This window comes from Rhizobium beringeri (assembly GCF_004306515.1).
In the GTDB taxonomy this organism is placed as follows: domain Bacteria; phylum Pseudomonadota; class Alphaproteobacteria; order Rhizobiales; family Rhizobiaceae; genus Rhizobium; species Rhizobium beringeri.
Map to the genome: position 1 here is coordinate 2,373,345 of NZ_SILG01000001.1, position 15,460 is coordinate 2,388,804.

Genomic DNA, 15,460 nt, shown 5'->3' on the forward strand with positions numbered 1-15,460 from the left:
CAATTGATTTGAATAATTATTAATCGGCGCGCCCAGATATAAACGAAGAGGCGGCCCGATGAGGCCGCCTCCGATTTCTTTGCGGATATGATTAAGAAATCAGGCGCAAAGCGCCGCATTCTCGGCATCGAACGGGCTTTCGCCGACAACCGTCGCATTATAGGTCGACCCGAGGATTTTGATCTTCAGCTTCGTGCCTTCCCTGACATAGTTCGGCGGCATCGCAAGCGCCAGCGCCTGACGCGACCACGTCGGATTTAGAGGATTTCCCGTGGGCCTGTCCGGGTGGCACCGCACGGCCGAAGCGATTATAAACGAGCCATCGACCCGACCCACGACAGGTTCGCCCCATGATCCAATCCGACCCGGTGATCGAATGGCTTCTCGACTCCGATCCGTCGATCCGGTGGCAGGTGATGCGCGACCTGCTCGATACCCCAGATCGGGAATGGATGGCCGAGCGGGCCAAAGTCGAGACCGAGGGCTGGGGCGCCAGGCTGCTCTCCTGCCAGGACGAGGACGGGCAATGGGCGGGCGGCGCCTTCCTGCCCGCCGGTTTCGACGCTCGCGAGTGGAAGGAGCGCGGCCAGCCGTGGACCGCCACGACTTTCTCGCTGTCGCAATTGCGGGAGTTCGGTCTCGATCCAGCCTGCACGTGCGCCAGGCGCACCGTCGAATTGATCGGCGCCAACGCCCGTTGGGAAGAAGGCGGCCAGCCCTACTGGGAAGGCGAAGTCGAGGAGTGCATCAACGGCCGCACCGTTGCCGACGGCGCCTATTTCGGGATCGACGTCTCGCCCATCGTCGACAGGCTGGCCGGCGAGCGTCTCGACGACGGCGGCTGGAACTGCGAGCGGATCAATGGCTCTGTCCTCTCATCTTTCGCCAGCACCATCAACGTGCTGGAAGGCTTGCTGGAATACGAGGGATCGACCGGCGGCACGCATCGGTCTCGAGAGGCGCGCAGGACGGGCGAGGAGTTTCTGCTGGCCCGCAACCTCTTCCGCCGCCTCGGCACCGGCGAGCCGGCCGACGAGCGCTTCCTGCACTTCCTGCACCCGAACCGCTGGCGCTACGACATTCTGCGCGCGCTCGACTATTTCCGCTCCAGCGCGATCCTGACCGGCAATAATCCCGATCCGCGTCTCGGCGAGGCGATCGATCACCTGCGTTCCAGACGCCTGCAGGACGGCAGCTGGCCGCTCGACGGGAGCCCTGCAGGTCGGGTGTGGTTCGAAGTCGATGACGGGCAAGGCAAGCCCTCGCGGTGGGTGACGCTCCGGGCGATGCGGGTGCTCAGATGGTGGGATGCCCAGCCTTCAATCAATGCCTGACGGCAATCCCAGCGCGCGCAGGAAATGCACCTCGATCGCCCGGAGCAATTCGGCGCGGGCCGAGGGCGTCTCGCCGATGCCGGGCTGATTGACCACGCCGTGCAGGGCGTTGAACAGAAACACCGCCGTGAAGCCGGGATCGTCGATCGACCAGGCATTCTCGCCAGCGCCAGCGGCAAGCAATTCGTTCAGATGGTCAATCAGGATGTTGCGCGAAAGCCCTTCCCTTGTTGCGGGAGGTGCTGCCACGAAGGCGAGATGATGCAGCCCTGCCGCGTCAAGATAGCCAATGGCGCATGCCGTCGACCAAGCAGCAAGCTTCCCGCGCCAATCCTCTTGCCGCCGTCCTTCGACCGCCGCGACGATGCCATCCAGCACGCCCTGCACGAAACGGGCGCGCAGCGCCTGGAGAACATCAGCCTTCGAGGAGAAGTGCAGGTAGAACGTGCCCTTGGCGACCCCCGCCCCCGTCGTGATCTCCTCGATCGTGGTCCGCTCCACACCCTTTTCCAGAAACAGCAGTTCGGCCGCGGTCATCAGCTCGTCGCGTCGCTCTTCGGGGGGCTTGGTTCTCAGTTTTGATACATTGGCCGGCATCGGCAGGACTGGTCCACTCTCACTGACGGCGCGCGGGATCGGTCCTGTGCAGGTAGCCCGTAAACACGTCGCGCATTGCGGTGCTCTCGATATCAGGCAGCAGGCGACCGACCTCACCGCGATGATAACCGCCATGCGTCACCACATGGGCCAACATCTCCTCGCGGGACATGCGTCCGCGTCCGCCATCGGTGAAGGTGAAGTCGACGAACTCCTCCATTTCCGGAAGGGTTATACGCGAGGTATAATCGATATACCAACGGTCCGTTTCCCGGATATCGGACGACAGCTGCGCCAACGGCGGCGCTTCGCTGCTCCAGCTCGCCGCGTAGGAATGATCCTGTCGTTGAAGATTGGCGACGAAAATACGATCGACGAGATGGGCGTGATTGAGCACACGAAGGGCTGAGCGAAAGTCGTCCGATCGCACCTCAGCCCCGAGCGCGTTCAAGGCATCGAGAAGCTCATCGTCAACGCTGGCTTTGTACTGGAACAGAGAGTTCAACAGGGTCTGTGCGCTCATTGCGATCTCCGGGTGTGAAACGGGCGGCGCCGGCATCAAACCGACAGCCTCCATTTATACGACTGACTGGTGGTCAGTCAATACGATCCCGACCGAGCTGCACAATCATGTGTCCTTACGCGCAACAGCCGCTCGTTGCCGCTCGCAGCCCACAGCAAGCCGCGGCCTTGCTGTTTTCCTCTGCCAGCCAGCGATCGCGCGGCTTGCAGCTTGCCGGCCGCGGCGAAAGCGAAACATGGACAGCGCCGGCGCTGAGAATCGGCATCGCCGCGCAATAAAGCTGCATCGGCCGCACGCCGTCGCTGACTTCGAAGGTCAGCTTCGCCGAGCCATCCAGCTGCACGTGGTCGGTAACCTTGCGGATGATCGCCTGGAACTTGCCGGCCGGCATATGCGTGCGGTCGCCTTCCTCGATATCCCAGAGCTGGATGAAGATCTCCGTCCAGGCCTCAGGATTGGCGCCACAATCGAGGGCCGAGAATTGGCCCGCCTTGACCTCGGTGATATGATAACCAGGCTTCACCGGCCGGCCGTCGTAATAGAAAACCAGCGGCGCGTCCCTTTCGCCGGCGAGCGTATTGAGTAGCACGCCAAGGCTGATGTCGTCCTCTTGAATTTTTCCGTTGTCGATCGCGTTCATATCAGCTAATCCTCATTTCAATAATTCAAGGATCATTGAAATATGGATCAACGTCAAGCCCTCGTCGCATTCGGTGCTCTCTCGCAAGAGACTCGCCTGCACATCGTCCGCATGCTCGTGGTTTCGGGTCCCGATGGCTTGGCGGCAGGTTCGATCGCGGAAAAGGCGGAGGTCTCGCCGTCCAATATTTCCTTCCACCTGAAGGAGCTCGAACGCTCAGGCCTGATTACGCAGCAGCGCGAATCCCGCTCGATCATCTACACCGCCAATTACGAGGCGCTGGGCGGCCTGATCCGTTTCCTGATGGAAGACTGCTGCGGCGGAAACCCTGAGATCTGCGCGCCGGCTGCTGCCGTCGCCGCATGCTGTGCACCTGCAACCAAGGAGGAACTGCAATGACCACAGACCGCGTTTACAACGTGCTTTTTCTCTGCACCGCCAATTCATCCCGCTCGATCCTGGCTGAATCCATCCTGGAGACCGAGGGCAAGGGCCGGTTCAGGGCCCATTCGGCCGGCAGCCAGCCGAAGGGCGAGGTCAATCCCTATGCGTTGAAGGAGCTGCAGGCGCTGGGTTATCCCGCGACCGGCTTCCGCTCGAAAAGCTGGGACGAGTTCGCCGAGCCGGATGCGCCGGAGATGGATTTCATCTTCACCGTCTGCGACACTGCCCACGGCGAAGCCTGCCCGGTCTGGATCGGCCATCCGATGACCGCCCATTGGGGCGTCGAGGACCCGGCCGTTGTTGAGGGCAGTGAGGTCGAGAAAGGCCGCGCTTTCGCGCAGGCCGCCCGCTTCCTCAAGAACCGGATCATGGCTTTCCTCAGCCTGCCGCTGTCGTCGATCGACAAGCTGGCGCTGGAATCGCACCTGCGTCAAATCGGCGCCATGGAAGGCACGTCCGCAAAACCGGCGACGGCCGGCTGATGGCGCCGTTCGATCTGCCGCGCCGTCTGGTCGCAGAGGCCCTCGGCACCGCCATGCTGGTCGCGACCGTCGTCGGGTCGGGTATCATGGCGACATCGCTGACGGAGGACGTGGGACTTGCCCTGCTCGGCAATACGCTGGCGACCGGCGCCATCCTGGTGGTGCTGATCACCGTGCTCGGACCGATCTCTGGCGCCCACTTCAACCCCGCGGTCTCGCTGATCTTTGCGATGTCGCGGACGCTGGCGAAACGCGATCTCGCTGGATATGTCGTTGCCCAAATCTTTGGAGGCATCGTCGGGACCGTCGCCGCCCATCTTATGTTTGCCCTGCCGCTTCTGGAAATGTCGAGCAAGATACGCACCGGCGGCGCGCAATGGTTTTCGGAAGGCGTTGCCACTTTCGGCCTGGTCGCGGTCATCCTCGCCGGCATCAAGTTCGAGCAGAAGGCGGTGCCGTGGCTGGTTGGACTCTATATCACCGCCGCATACTGGTTCACCGCCTCGACCTCCTTCGCCAATCCGGCCGTCGCCTTGGCTCGCTCGCTGACCGATACCTTCTCCGGCATTCGCCCGGTCGATCTTCCCGGCTTCTGGATCGCCGAAATCATAGGTGCGGTCGCAGCCCTTCTCCTGTTCACCTGGCTGCTGCAGCCGGGCACTTCATCAACCCTGTCGTCAGAGGCAAAGCTATGAACGTCACCATCTATCACAACCCTGCCTGCGGCACCTCCCGCAACACGTTGGCGATGATCCGCAGTGCCGGCATCGAACCTGATATCATCGAATATCTGGAAAACCCGCCGTCACGTCACGAACTGGGCAAAATGATTGCCGATGCCGGCCTGACCATGCGCGATGCCATTCGCCAGAAGGATACACCCTACGCCGAACTCGGCCTCGACAATCCCGATCTAAGCGACGATCAGCTTCTCGACGCGATGCTGAAAGATCCGATCCTGATCAACCGGCCTTTCGTCGTCACCCCTCTCGGCACGCGCCTGTCGCGACCGTCGGAACTTGTCCTCGAAATCCTGCCGGAAACGCACAAGGGCGCCTTCACCAAGGAAGATGGCGAGAAAGTGCTCGATGCCGAGGGCAAGCGCATTGTCTGATCTGCCTGCCGTATCGCCGATGCATCTGCATCAACCGGATATGGACGCACTCAGGCCGGCGTTCTCGACGCACAAGCCCCGCATCCTGATCCTTTATGGCTCCTTGCGAGCCGTTTCCTATAGCCGCCTGCTCGCACAGGAGGCGGCACGGCTGCTCGAATATTTCGACTGTGAAGTGCGCATCTTCAATCCGGAAGGTCTGCCGTTGCCCGACGCCGAGCCGGCGAGCCACCCAAGAGTTCAGGAACTGCGCGAATTGTCGGCTTGGTCGGAAGGCCAGGTTTGGGTCAGTCCCGAGCGTCATGGCGCGATGAGCGGTATCATGAAAGCGCAGATCGACTGGATTCCGTTGTCGGTTGGCTCGGTCCGGCCAACGCAGGGCAAGACGCTGGCGGTGATGCAGGTCTCCGGCGGTTCCCAGTCCTTCAACGCGGTGGGTCAGCTCCGCATTCTTGGCCGCTGGATGCGGATGATCACTATCCCCAATCAGTCCTCGGTCGCCAAAGCTTTCCAGGAATTCGACGCGGACGGCCGTATGAAACCTTCATCCTATTACGACCGCGTCGTCGACGTCTGCGAGGAACTTGTGAAGTTCACGCTGCTGACCCGTGATGCCTCGAACTATCTGACCGACCGCTACAGCGAGCGGAAAGAAGAAGCCGAAAAGCTCGAACAGCGTGTGAGCCTCAGATCTCTATGACCATCAGCACCGAACGACCGCCGGTAGCGGCCATTGTCGCACTCGGGCTCACGCAGATCATCGGTTATGGATCGCTCTATTACAGCTTCAGCATCCTCGCCCCCGACATGGCCCGTGATCTGGGCTGGTCATCGGAATGGATCTTCGGCGCGCTCTCCGCGGCCCTTCTGATCGGCGGCTTGGCCGCACCTCTCATGGGCACATGGATCGATCGCTTCGGCGCAGGCAGGATCATGACATCGGGCTCGGCGGTTGCCGCCGCGGCCTTGGTCGCCTGCGCCTTCGCGCCGGGAAAGATCGCTTTCGTCGCGGCATTGATCGGCATCGAGATCGCCTCGAACCTGGTGCAATATGGCGCCGCCTTCGCCCTGCTCGTGCAGATCAGGCCGCGCGTCGCCCAGCGCAGTATCACCTACCTGACGCTGATCGCCGGCTTCGCCTCGACCATCTTCTGGCCGATCACCACGGCGCTGCACGCGCATCTGTCATGGCAGAATGTCTATCTGATCTTCGCCGCGCTTCATCTCGCTATCTGCCTTCCCATTCACGCCTGGCTCTCCCGTGACGTCAGCGAGACCAGGAAACGGACCGGAGAGGAGGCCGCAAAACGCGTCGAGCCGAGCCTTCAGCCATCGGTGCGAAGGCCGGCCTTTATCCTGATGGTGACGGGCTTTGCTGTGGAAAGCTTTGTGAACTCAGCTCTTCTGGTTCACATGGTGCCTGTGATGTCGGCACTCGGCCTCGGCGCCATGGCAGTGGTGGTCGGAACGCTCTTCGGCCCGTCACAGGTGCTGAGCCGCCTCATCAACATGATCTTTGGTGAGAGCTTGTCGCAAGTGATGCTGGCGATCATCTGCGCCATCCTGCTGCCGACAGCGCTTGTCATCCTCATCGCCACCGCACCCTCAGTGCCCGGCGCGCTGGTCTTCGCCGTCATCTTCGGCCTCGGCTCCGGCCTTAACAGCATCGTCTACGGAACCTTGCCGCTCGCGCTTTTCGGAAGCGATGGCTATGGCCGGCGGCAAGGACAAATCATGTCGGTCCGTCTTGTCGTCTCCTCGATGGCGCCATTCGCGCTTGCCTTCCTGGGGCAATCTCGGCATATCGTGGTCGCTGTCGATCGCTGCATTGCTCAGCACCGTCGCCGTTGCCGCATTCCTCGCCATTATGCGGCTGACGCGCCCGGTTGCCCGGCCGGAATCTGTTCCCAATCCCCGAGAAGCTTGAGCGCATTAATCCGGACAGGCGCTACTTGACGACGGCCGAGCCCTTGACGATGTCGATCGTCTCGCCACCGTCGAGCCCGATGCGGTCGCCGTCGGGCGTTGTCATGAAGCAGCCGGAAGCACAGAGGTTTTCCGAAGCGCCGGCATCGACCACGACCTCGACGCGCTGGCCGCTCTCGGTGATGACGAGCACGACGGCGGCTGGATCGGTGTTGGTGATGGATGCCGCTTCAGCCGCGGGTGCGGCAAGCAGCGGGACAAGCAGAACGGCGGCAAATCTTGCCATCATGTGCGGCGGCGCTGGCGCGCCCTCCCCTCGAACGATCGGTGCTGCCCCCGGCAGCGATCCCGATAGTGGAGATCATGCACATATAGCTGTGAATGATGGCTGAATGACCCGTTCAGCCTTTCCGATTGCCGTCTGCCGTCTTGCTGCGCAATTGCCGCACCGGCTGCTCTTCCTCCTCCATGGGCGTGTCCGCCGAGTTTTCCTGCTCGTTGGGTTGATCCCTACCCGCATCGGCAAGCGCGGGACGAGCCTCCCGATGGATGGTAAGATCTGTCTGTGGCAGCGGGATCTCGATGCCCTCGGCCTTGAAGCGCTTAAGGATCTCGATCCTGAGATTGTTGCGCACCGCCATGCCGTCACCCATGTCGGCGAGGAAGAAACGCAGCTCGAAATCCAGCGAATAGGGGCCGAAGCGCAGGAATTCGACATGCGGCTCCGGATTGCGCATGACGAGCGGTATCTTGGCCGTCAGTTCCAGCAGGATGTCCATCACCTGCTGCGGATCGGCGTTGTAGGCGACGGAAACCGGAATTTCCGAGCGGCCGATCTTGTTGCGGTGCGTCCAGTTGCCGACGAGGCCGTTGATCAATTCCGAATTCGGCACGATGATCGACTGCTTGCGGAAGGTCTCGATCTCCGTGGCGCGCACCGAAATGCGTTTGACGATGCCTTCGGCCGTGCCGGAAACGACATGGTCGCCGACCTTGAACGGCCGTTCGACGAGCAGGATCAGGCCGGAGACGAAGTTGGAGACGATGTTCTGCAGGCCGAAACCGATACCGACCGAAAGTGCGGAGGCGACGAGCGCGAAGCTCGACAGGTCGATGCCCGCTGCCGAAACGCCGATGATCGCCGCTATGCCGACGCCGAGATAGCCGATACCAGTCTTGACCGAATTGCGCACGCCAAGATCGACATGGCTTCTGGCCATCACATTGCCGTCGAGCCAGCGCTGCAGCCAGCGCGTCAGCAGGTAGACGCCGGCAAACAGCAGGATGCCGGTGCAGATGCCGAGCAGCGAGATGCTGATACCGCCGAGCCTGACCTCGGTGAACAGCCGATAGGCAAGAATCTGCAGGTCCTGCACGTGGAAGCCCCAGAGCAGCAGGATCAATGGGATGCCGACGAGAAGAGCCACTGCATAGATTGCAAGGCCGACGACCAGGCCGGCCTGGTCGATCGCCACCGGCCCGAGCTTGAAGCGGCGCGTCAGGAAGCGCGCAAAGAAGGTGTCGCCGAAGCTCTCCTGCCTGGATATCGCCTTGCCGGAGAGCAGACCGACATACATGGTGACGATGACGGCGCCGGTGATGATGAGCTGTGTGGCGACGAAGCGCGCCAGCCCGACGTACCCCGTCAGCGCGGTGAGGATGAGACCGGCGCCGACGACGCGCAGGATGATCGCCATGCCGCGCGGCCAATGCCGGCCCGGCGCATCGGGATCACCGTTCCTGGCCAGCATCGGTTTGCCGAATGAGACCGAAATGAGGATCAGGCCGATGATCAGCGCGGCAATCAGGCTCCTGACCACGGTCAGCACCAGCGGCGAGCCCATCGACTCGCCGATCGTGCCGAACAGATAATCGAGCGCGTTGACGACGGCCATCGCCAGCAAGCAATAGCCGATCGAGAGCGCGCCGCGATTGGAAAGCCGAACGAGCCGCCAATGCGGTTCGTTCGGCGCGAAGATGGCGTTGACGAAGCGGCCGACGAAATAGACGAGCCCGATCGCCCCGAACAGCGCGCCGATGACAGGTGCGATGTCGGGCCTCAGCACATTGAAACCGTTGAGGAAGAAGAACGAGGTGACGAGCAGCACCGAGAGCGCCAGCGTGCGGATCAGTGTCGACCAGAAGGCGATCGACAGCCGGCCGATATAGGACGGGTTCTCCACTGCTTCGTCGCGGCGCAGATACGAGCCGAACAGCCGGTAACTGCCGGAGAGCAGGATCAGCGCCGAGGCGAGCGACAGGAAGATCGCGGCAAACATCGGGAAACGCTTGAATTTCCAGACGAAGGTGGCCCAACTGGACAGGGCCTGCGAGAATTCGCTGGCCTCGTGCACGAAGGCGCTGGCGGCATCGTCGAGCACCGAGACCGAAATCTCGGTACGCCTGAGCAGCGTATCGGCAAACAGCCGCCGCCGCATCTCGGTGATCTCGTTGACGAGCTTTGTTACTGTGATCGACAGGTTTTCGGCGTCGCCCGTCAGCGCGTTGATCTGCGCGCGTTCGGCGGCGAGCGCATTGCGTTCCTGGGTAACGATCTCGGCCTCCGGCGGCTGCCCGTCCTTCGGCGGATCGCCGATCTCGGCAAGCCGGTTCTTGATCTGGTCGAAACGCGGCCTGAGATTGACCGATATGGTGATGACGGCGCGGCTGAGTTCGTCGGCCTTGGTCGCAAGCCCGACCAGGACATCGTCATTATCGGCATTCTGCTTGGCGCCGTCCTGAAGCGCCGTCAGTTGAACCTTCGCCTTGTCGATCTCCTTTGTCGCCTGGTCGAGCGGCGTATCGGCAAGCGGCGCCTGCGCGGCCGCCGGTGCCTGTGGCTCCTGCGCAAAGGCCGCAGCACCCTTGAAATGCGCGCCGGCGACCGCCAGCGTCAGCAGAAGAATGGTGCGAAGCAGGATAGGTCTCAGCCGCAAAAGCGCCTCCGGAAGGGTTGTCGTCGGGGTAGAATGCCAGCTTGTCATAGTAAAGAAAGGCGACAGAAAGGCGGAAGCTCCCTGGAAAGGCTTAGAAACCGGCGCCGGGCTGGGAAAGATAGTCGCGCTCTCTAGCCGTCGACTCTCGCCCGAGCATAGCATTGCGGTGCGGAAAACGGCCATATGCAGCGATCACGTCGCGGTGGCGGATCGCATAATCGAGATATTCTTCATCGCCAAGCGCAGCGAACAGTTCCACCGATCGCTCCTGCTCGCCAAGGTCTTCGGCGTGTTCGAACGGCAAGTAGAAGAAGGTACGGCATGCGGCCTCCACCGCCCGGTCGGCGCCGGATGCCAGCGCGAGCTTGGCTTCGCGAAGCGCCAGCCCGTCGGTCGCAACGGCAAGTGGGGTGCCGCGATAGATGTTGCGGGGAAACTGGTCGAGCACGATCACAGCCGCCAACCGGCTCTCCGCATCCGCCCGCCATTCGGCGCCAACATCCGCGGCAAGGGCCAGATGGGTATCGCGAAAAACCGTGCTGATCTCCGCGTCGAGGTCGGGCGTCGCGCGGAACCACAGCTCCCGGCCGCATCTGACGAACCAGAAATCATAGACTTCCTTCGGTGTGCGAATCGTCGTCATGTGTCCTCCCCTAGCGTCATGTTCCTTGATGCGATGTCGGTAAGCTATTGTAGAGATGGGCAAACGGCGTGCTGTATAGGGCAAACGCAGCGGCGAACGAGAGAAACATCGTCGAGTCCAGCGTCAAACGCTACTTCACCTCGTGCAACGAAAACACCAGCGTCGCCTTGGTTCCGCCATGGCCGGGGTCATAGGCGAAATCCGATTTCAAGCTGGCGGCCATGGCCGTCAGAATGCGTGTACCAAGGCCGGTTCCCCTGGCCGGGCTCGATGGGTCGAAACCGGCGCCGTCATCCTCGACGATGACACGCAATGCCTCTTCCGTCTGGTCGACGATGACGCGGATCTCGCCCGGCACGCTGTCCGGATAGGCGTATTTGAAGGCATTGGTGACGAGTTCGCTGACGATCAGCCCGAGCGTGATCACCTTGTCGGTCGCCAGATTGACCGGCTGCGCGGTGAGTACGATCCGATGCGGCCGCTTGTCGTCGCGCATCGAGGCTTCAAGTTCGGTGAGCAGGCTGTTCAGATATTCGTCGACCTGGACCGAGCCGACCTGCCGATTGGTGTAGAGCCGACGGTGTACGCTGGCGATGGCGTTGATGCGCATCTGCGTTTCGTGCAGCGCATCGATCGCCACCTGGTCCTTGGTCATCGAGGATTGCATGCGGATCAGCGCGCCAACGAGGCCAAGGCTGTTGGCGATGCGGTGATTGACCTCGGCAAGCAGCAGTTCGGCATGGTCACGCTGCTGGCGGATCACCTCCTGCGCCTGCGCCGTCTCGCGGCGAAAACGCGCCCGCTCCAGGGCCTGTTCGAGCGCGGCCGCGAGCAGGTCGAAATAATCGGCTGAGATCCCCTTGAGCATGTAATCGTCGGCGCCCGCCTTCAGCGCCGCGACCGCGATGCTTGTATCGTCCGAACCCGTCGCATAGATCACCGGCGGATGATCCGGCATCGCCATGATGCAGGGAAGAATGTCGAGGCCGGTCTCGTCAGCTAGGATATGATCGAGCACGATGGCGTCGATACCGCCTTCGCCGAGTCTCGCAAGACCGGCAGCGCCGCTCTCGGCCCACTCGACCGAAAAGCCACACCGATGCAGGTTTTTCTGCATCAGTAGGGCAAGCCCCTCGTCGTCGTCGATATAGAGGATGTGGATCGGAGCATCCACATCGCCGTTAGAATTGCTCATTCTGTCTCCCGGCGTTCTCTCGCAGCGACGACCGCCCGCAGGCGTCCGAGTCGTCCGCATGGCAATGTCGTATTGCATTGGCCGCCTGGGGTAAACAGCAGTTATCCCTCGCTCTTGTCGCAGGCGGCGCGGAAGGAGGATGTCGGGAATCCGGCATTTTCAGAACATGACCCTGGCCTGGGGGAATCCCCATGGAAGCCGCTGAAGGAGATGGGAAAACGAAGAACCTGAAATGAGATGCATAAACGCCGAGCGGCCCGATTGGTTCCGCCCATAAGCTAATTTTTCTGGAATTTCCGATGGCCGGACACTTCGGCCCCTGCCTCTGCCGGCAATTGCAGGAAGCGCAGCGACGAGACGACGCCGATCGCGCCGACCACGACGAAAGCCCAGCGGAAATCGGCAAGAACCGGATTGTCGGCGCCCCTGAGAGCCGAGCCGATATTGAGCACGGCCGCCGCCACCGCCACGCCGAGCAGCATCGATACCTGCTGCAGCATGCTCGACAGCGTAGAGGCCGAGCTTCGCTGCGCCGGGCCGATATCGGCGAAGGCCAACGTGTTCAGCGCGGTGAATTCCATCGACCGCGACAGGCCGGCGAGAAAGAGTAGCGCATGGATGAAAAACGGCGGCGTCTCCGGCGAAAGGAAACCACAGGCGGCGATCGAAAGCGCCGCGATCAGCCCATTGACCCCAAGCACGGTGCGAAAGCCGAAGAAGCGCAGCAGCGGCGTCGTCACCGCCTTCATGCTGAAATTGCCGAGGAAATAGACGAGCAGATAGCTGCCGGCGGCAATCGAGCTCAGGCCGAAGCCGAGCTGAAACAGCAGAGGCAGCAAGAACGGCGTTGCATTGATGGCCATCCGGCAAGCGGTGCCCGCCGACAGCGTCGACATCGAGAAGGTCTGGATGCGGAAGGCCGAAAGGTCGAGCAGCGGGTTGTCGACGGCAAAGAAATGCCGCGTCGCCATGACCGACAGCACGATGCCCGCCGCCAGCATTGATATGACGAGCAAAAGTCCGCCCTCCCATTTGACCGAGAGTTCGAGGGCGGCGAGCAGGAAGGTCAGGCCCGCAGCACTGAGGACGAAGCCCATGAGATCCAGCCGGCCGGGATTGGTCTCACGCTGCTCCGGCACGAAACGCAGCACCAGCGCGATGCCGAGAATGCCGATCGGGATATTGATGAGGAAGTTCCAGTGCCAGCTGGCATAGGTGGTGATGAAGCCGCCGAGCACCGGGCCGATCACCGGCGCCGTCAGCGCCGGCCAGGTGATCAGCGCGATCGCCTGGACGAGTTCCGACTTGCGGGCGTTTTTCAGCACGATGATACGCCCGACCGGCGTCATCAGCGCGCTGCCCGCCCCCTGCACTGCGCGCCACAGCACAAATTCCGCAAGGCTGCCGGACAGCCCGCAAAACAGCGAGGCGCCGGTAAAGACGGCAATCGACATCAGGAAGATGCGGCGCGCACCGAACCGGTCGCCGAGCCAGCCCGACAGCGGAATGAAGGCGGCCATCGTCAGCATATAGACAGTGATGCCGATGCTCATCGACACCGGCTGCACGCCGAAGCTTGCCGCCATCTGCGGCAACGAGGTGGTAACGATCGTACCGTCGAGGATCTGCATGAAGAAGGAAACGGCAACGACCAGCGCCACGATCTTCGCCTGGCGGCCGCTCGCGGCCTCTTGCCCATTCTCGCTCGTCTCTGCCGTGGTCATCGATCTGCCAATAAAAATTCCGGATGACGCGACAGGAAACGGGAAGGAAGTCGATCGGAGATCTGCCGCGCGGGGGAGCACGGACATGGAAAGCCGCGCACTGGCTGAATACGCTCGTTGCAGCCGGGCGGAAAGGCTAAATCTCGCACTACGTAGGAATATTCCCGATGCAGCCGGATAGCTGGCCGCTATCGATCCCAAGAAAGGATTCAAGAAAAAGGCCCCGCCGAAGCGAGGCCAAGCTTGATCCGCTCCGGGGGAAAACAGGAGCGGCGCGCAGTCCATACCGTGCGATCCATGTCGCAGCGAGGCCAGATGTCGCTGCATCGGTACGCTCGCCAAAGAATTTTCGAGATCGGACTAAAAGATCGGATCCCAAAAGTCTCCGCCCATGTGGCGCCACACCTGTCGCATTGCAGCAACGATTGACGCTTGCAATGTTTATAAAAATGGATATCACTAAACATATTGCTAAACATGATGATTGAGGAGTTCATGTGAGCATTCTCTGAAGTGGGTGAACATGCGACGCCGGCGGGGAGCCGGCTTTTGGTTCTGGGAGGAACTTATGCAGAAAACATCGAAAGCCCTTTTGGGGCTGGCCACGGCATTCGTCATGTCGTCGGCATTGCCCAATCTCGCCAAAGCCGATGAATTGACGCTGTGCTGGGCCGCATGGGACCCCGCCAATGCGCTCGTCGAGCTGTCGAAAGAATTCACCGCCAAGACCGGCACGCAGATGAAGTTCGAATTCGTTCCCTGGACGAGTTATGCCGACCGCTTCCTCAACGAGCTGAATTCCCACGGCAAGCTCTGCGATCTCATCATCGGCGACAGCCAGTGGATCGGCGGATCGGCCGAGAACGGCCACTATGTCAAGCTCAACGACTTCTTCGACAAGGAAGGCATCAAGATGGATGACTTCGTGCCGGCGACCGTCGTCGGCTACTCGGAATGGCCGAAGAACACGCCGAACTACTGGGCGCTGCCTGCCATGGGCGACGTCGTCGGCTGGACCTACCGCAAGGACTGGTTCGAGAAGCCGGAACTGCAAAAGGAATTCAAGGAGAAATACGGTCGGGATCTCGCAGCCCCAAAGACCTATGACGAGCTGAAGCAGATCGCCGAGTTCTTCCAGAAGCGTGAGATCGACGGTAAGACCGTCTACGGCGCCTCGATCTATACCGAGCGCGGCTCCGAAGGCATCACCATGGGCGTGACCAACGTCCTCTACGACTGGGGCTTCCAGTACGAGAACCCGAAGAAGCCCTATGACATGGAAGGCTTCGTCAACTCGGCCGACGCGGTCAAGGGCCTCGAATTCTACAAGTCGCTTTATGATTGCTGCACACCGCCCGGCAGCTCCAACGTCTACATGGTCGAATCCGCCGATGCCTTCAAATCCGGCCAGGTCGCCATGCAGATGAACTTCGCCTTCACCTGGCCCGGCCTCTACAAGGACGAGAAGGTCGGTGGCGACAGGATCGGCTTCTTCCCCAATCCGGCTGAAAAGACGCACTTCGCCCAGCTCGGCGGCCAGGGCATCTCGGTGGTCTCCTACTCCGACAAGCGCGATGCAGCCCTGCAATACATCAAGTGGTTCGCACAGCCCGACGTGCAGGCCAAATGGTGGGAACTCGGCGGCTTTTCCTGCCTGAACTCCGTCGTCAACGCGCCAGGCTTTGCCAAGAGCCAGCCCTATGCCCAGGCCTTCCTGGACTCGATGGCGATCGTCAAGGATTTCTGGGCCGAGCCGAGCTATGCCTCGCTGCTGCAGGCCATGCAGAAGCGCGTCCATAACTACGTGGTCGCCGGCAACGGCACCGCCAAGGAAGCGCTCGACGGTCTGGTGAAGGACTGGAGCGACGTCTTCAAGGACGACGGCAAGATCTGACGCGTGGC

The 15,460-nt window shown here is 61.6% G+C and carries 16 protein-coding genes and 1 pseudogene; 8 read left to right on the forward strand and 9 right to left on the reverse strand.

Annotated features, from left to right (window positions below):
• Positions 1-99: 99 nt before the first annotated feature.
• Positions 100-222 (reverse strand): hypothetical protein, encoded by a 123-nt coding sequence (locus ELH03_RS38500; protein ID WP_261319549.1) that lies wholly within the window; start codon positions 220-222, stop codon positions 100-102.
• Positions 223-350: 128 nt separating this feature from the next.
• Between ELH03_RS38500 and ELH03_RS11990 the strand changes: the two genes are divergently transcribed.
• Positions 351-1,334, forward strand: coding sequence for a squalene cyclase (locus tag ELH03_RS11990; protein ID WP_130766329.1), 984 nt, complete (start codon positions 351-353; stop codon positions 1,332-1,334).
• Here the strand turns inward: ELH03_RS11990 and ELH03_RS11995 are convergent.
• The 3 genes from ELH03_RS11995 to ELH03_RS12005 form a co-directional block, all read right to left on the reverse strand.
• On the reverse strand, positions 1,320-1,931 hold the full coding sequence (locus tag ELH03_RS11995; RefSeq protein WP_128401698.1) for a TetR/AcrR family transcriptional regulator: 612 nt from the start codon (positions 1,929-1,931) through the stop codon (positions 1,320-1,322). The two genes, ELH03_RS11990 and ELH03_RS11995, sit on opposite strands and share 15 nt — an antisense overlap.
• Before the next feature lie 19 nt (positions 1,932-1,950).
• Complete coding sequence (locus tag ELH03_RS12000) at positions 1,951-2,454, reverse strand: DinB family protein (RefSeq protein WP_128401699.1); 504 nt, start codon at positions 2,452-2,454, stop codon at positions 1,951-1,953.
• Between the two features lie 115 nt (positions 2,455-2,569).
• Positions 2,570-3,094, reverse strand: coding sequence for a DUF6428 family protein (locus ELH03_RS12005; protein WP_128401700.1), 525 nt, complete (start codon positions 3,092-3,094; stop codon positions 2,570-2,572).
• A gap of 42 nt (positions 3,095-3,136) precedes the next feature.
• On the opposite strand from ELH03_RS12005, the gene ELH03_RS12010 reads away from it, so the two are divergent.
• The 6 genes and pseudogenes from ELH03_RS12010 (at position 3,137) to arsK (ending at position 7,061) form a co-directional block, all read left to right on the forward strand.
• Complete coding sequence (locus ELH03_RS12010; RefSeq protein ID WP_128401701.1) at positions 3,137-3,493, forward strand: ArsR/SmtB family transcription factor; 357 nt, start codon at positions 3,137-3,139, stop codon at positions 3,491-3,493.
• Positions 3,490-4,020: an arsenate reductase ArsC gene (locus ELH03_RS12015; RefSeq protein WP_128401702.1), complete on the forward strand. Its 531-nt coding sequence runs from the start codon at positions 3,490-3,492 to the stop codon at positions 4,018-4,020. The genes ELH03_RS12010 and ELH03_RS12015 overlap by 4 nt, the downstream gene beginning before the upstream one ends.
• Entirely contained in the window at positions 4,020-4,715 is a 696-nt protein-coding gene (locus ELH03_RS12020) for an MIP/aquaporin family protein (RefSeq protein WP_128410615.1), read from the forward strand. Before ELH03_RS12015 ends, ELH03_RS12020 begins: the two co-directional genes overlap by 1 nt.
• Positions 4,712-5,134, forward strand: coding sequence for an arsenate reductase (glutaredoxin) (arsC, locus tag ELH03_RS12025; RefSeq protein WP_128401704.1), 423 nt, complete (start codon positions 4,712-4,714; stop codon positions 5,132-5,134). The genes ELH03_RS12020 and arsC overlap by 4 nt, the downstream gene beginning before the upstream one ends.
• Positions 5,109-5,834, forward strand: coding sequence for an arsenical resistance protein ArsH (gene arsH, locus ELH03_RS12030; protein ID WP_165420520.1), 726 nt, complete (start codon positions 5,109-5,111; stop codon positions 5,832-5,834). The genes arsC and arsH overlap by 26 nt, the downstream gene beginning before the upstream one ends.
• Positions 5,831-7,061: pseudogene (gene arsK, locus ELH03_RS12035) on the forward strand (arsenite efflux MFS transporter ArsK). The gene arsH and the pseudogene arsK overlap by 4 nt, the downstream one beginning before the upstream one ends.
• A 21-nt stretch (positions 7,062-7,082) precedes the next feature.
• On the opposite strand, the gene ELH03_RS12040 reads toward arsK, so the two are convergent.
• The 5 genes from ELH03_RS12040 to ELH03_RS12060 form a co-directional block, all read right to left on the reverse strand.
• Positions 7,083-7,349 (reverse strand): hypothetical protein, encoded by a 267-nt coding sequence (locus ELH03_RS12040; RefSeq protein WP_017994411.1) that lies wholly within the window; start codon positions 7,347-7,349, stop codon positions 7,083-7,085.
• A 112-nt stretch (positions 7,350-7,461) separates the two neighbouring features.
• Entirely contained in the window at positions 7,462-9,996 is a 2,535-nt protein-coding gene (locus ELH03_RS12045) for a mechanosensitive ion channel family protein (protein WP_130658986.1), read from the reverse strand.
• 91 nt (positions 9,997-10,087) lie between these two features.
• On the reverse strand, positions 10,088-10,639 hold the full coding sequence (locus tag ELH03_RS12050; RefSeq protein ID WP_128405112.1) for a DUF924 family protein: 552 nt from the start codon (positions 10,637-10,639) through the stop codon (positions 10,088-10,090).
• Between the two features lie 130 nt (positions 10,640-10,769).
• Positions 10,770-11,834: a histidine kinase dimerization/phosphoacceptor domain -containing protein gene (locus ELH03_RS12055; protein WP_130766330.1), complete on the reverse strand. Its 1,065-nt coding sequence runs from the start codon at positions 11,832-11,834 to the stop codon at positions 10,770-10,772.
• A 278-nt stretch (positions 11,835-12,112) separates the two neighbouring features.
• Positions 12,113-13,558: an MFS transporter gene (locus ELH03_RS12060; RefSeq protein WP_128405113.1), complete on the reverse strand. Its 1,446-nt coding sequence runs from the start codon at positions 13,556-13,558 to the stop codon at positions 12,113-12,115.
• 568 nt (positions 13,559-14,126) lie between these two features.
• Between ELH03_RS12060 and ELH03_RS12070 the strand changes: the two genes are divergently transcribed.
• Positions 14,127-15,452: an ABC transporter substrate-binding protein gene (locus ELH03_RS12070; protein ID WP_130658987.1), complete on the forward strand. Its 1,326-nt coding sequence runs from the start codon at positions 14,127-14,129 to the stop codon at positions 15,450-15,452.
• Positions 15,453-15,460: the final 8 nt, after the last annotated feature.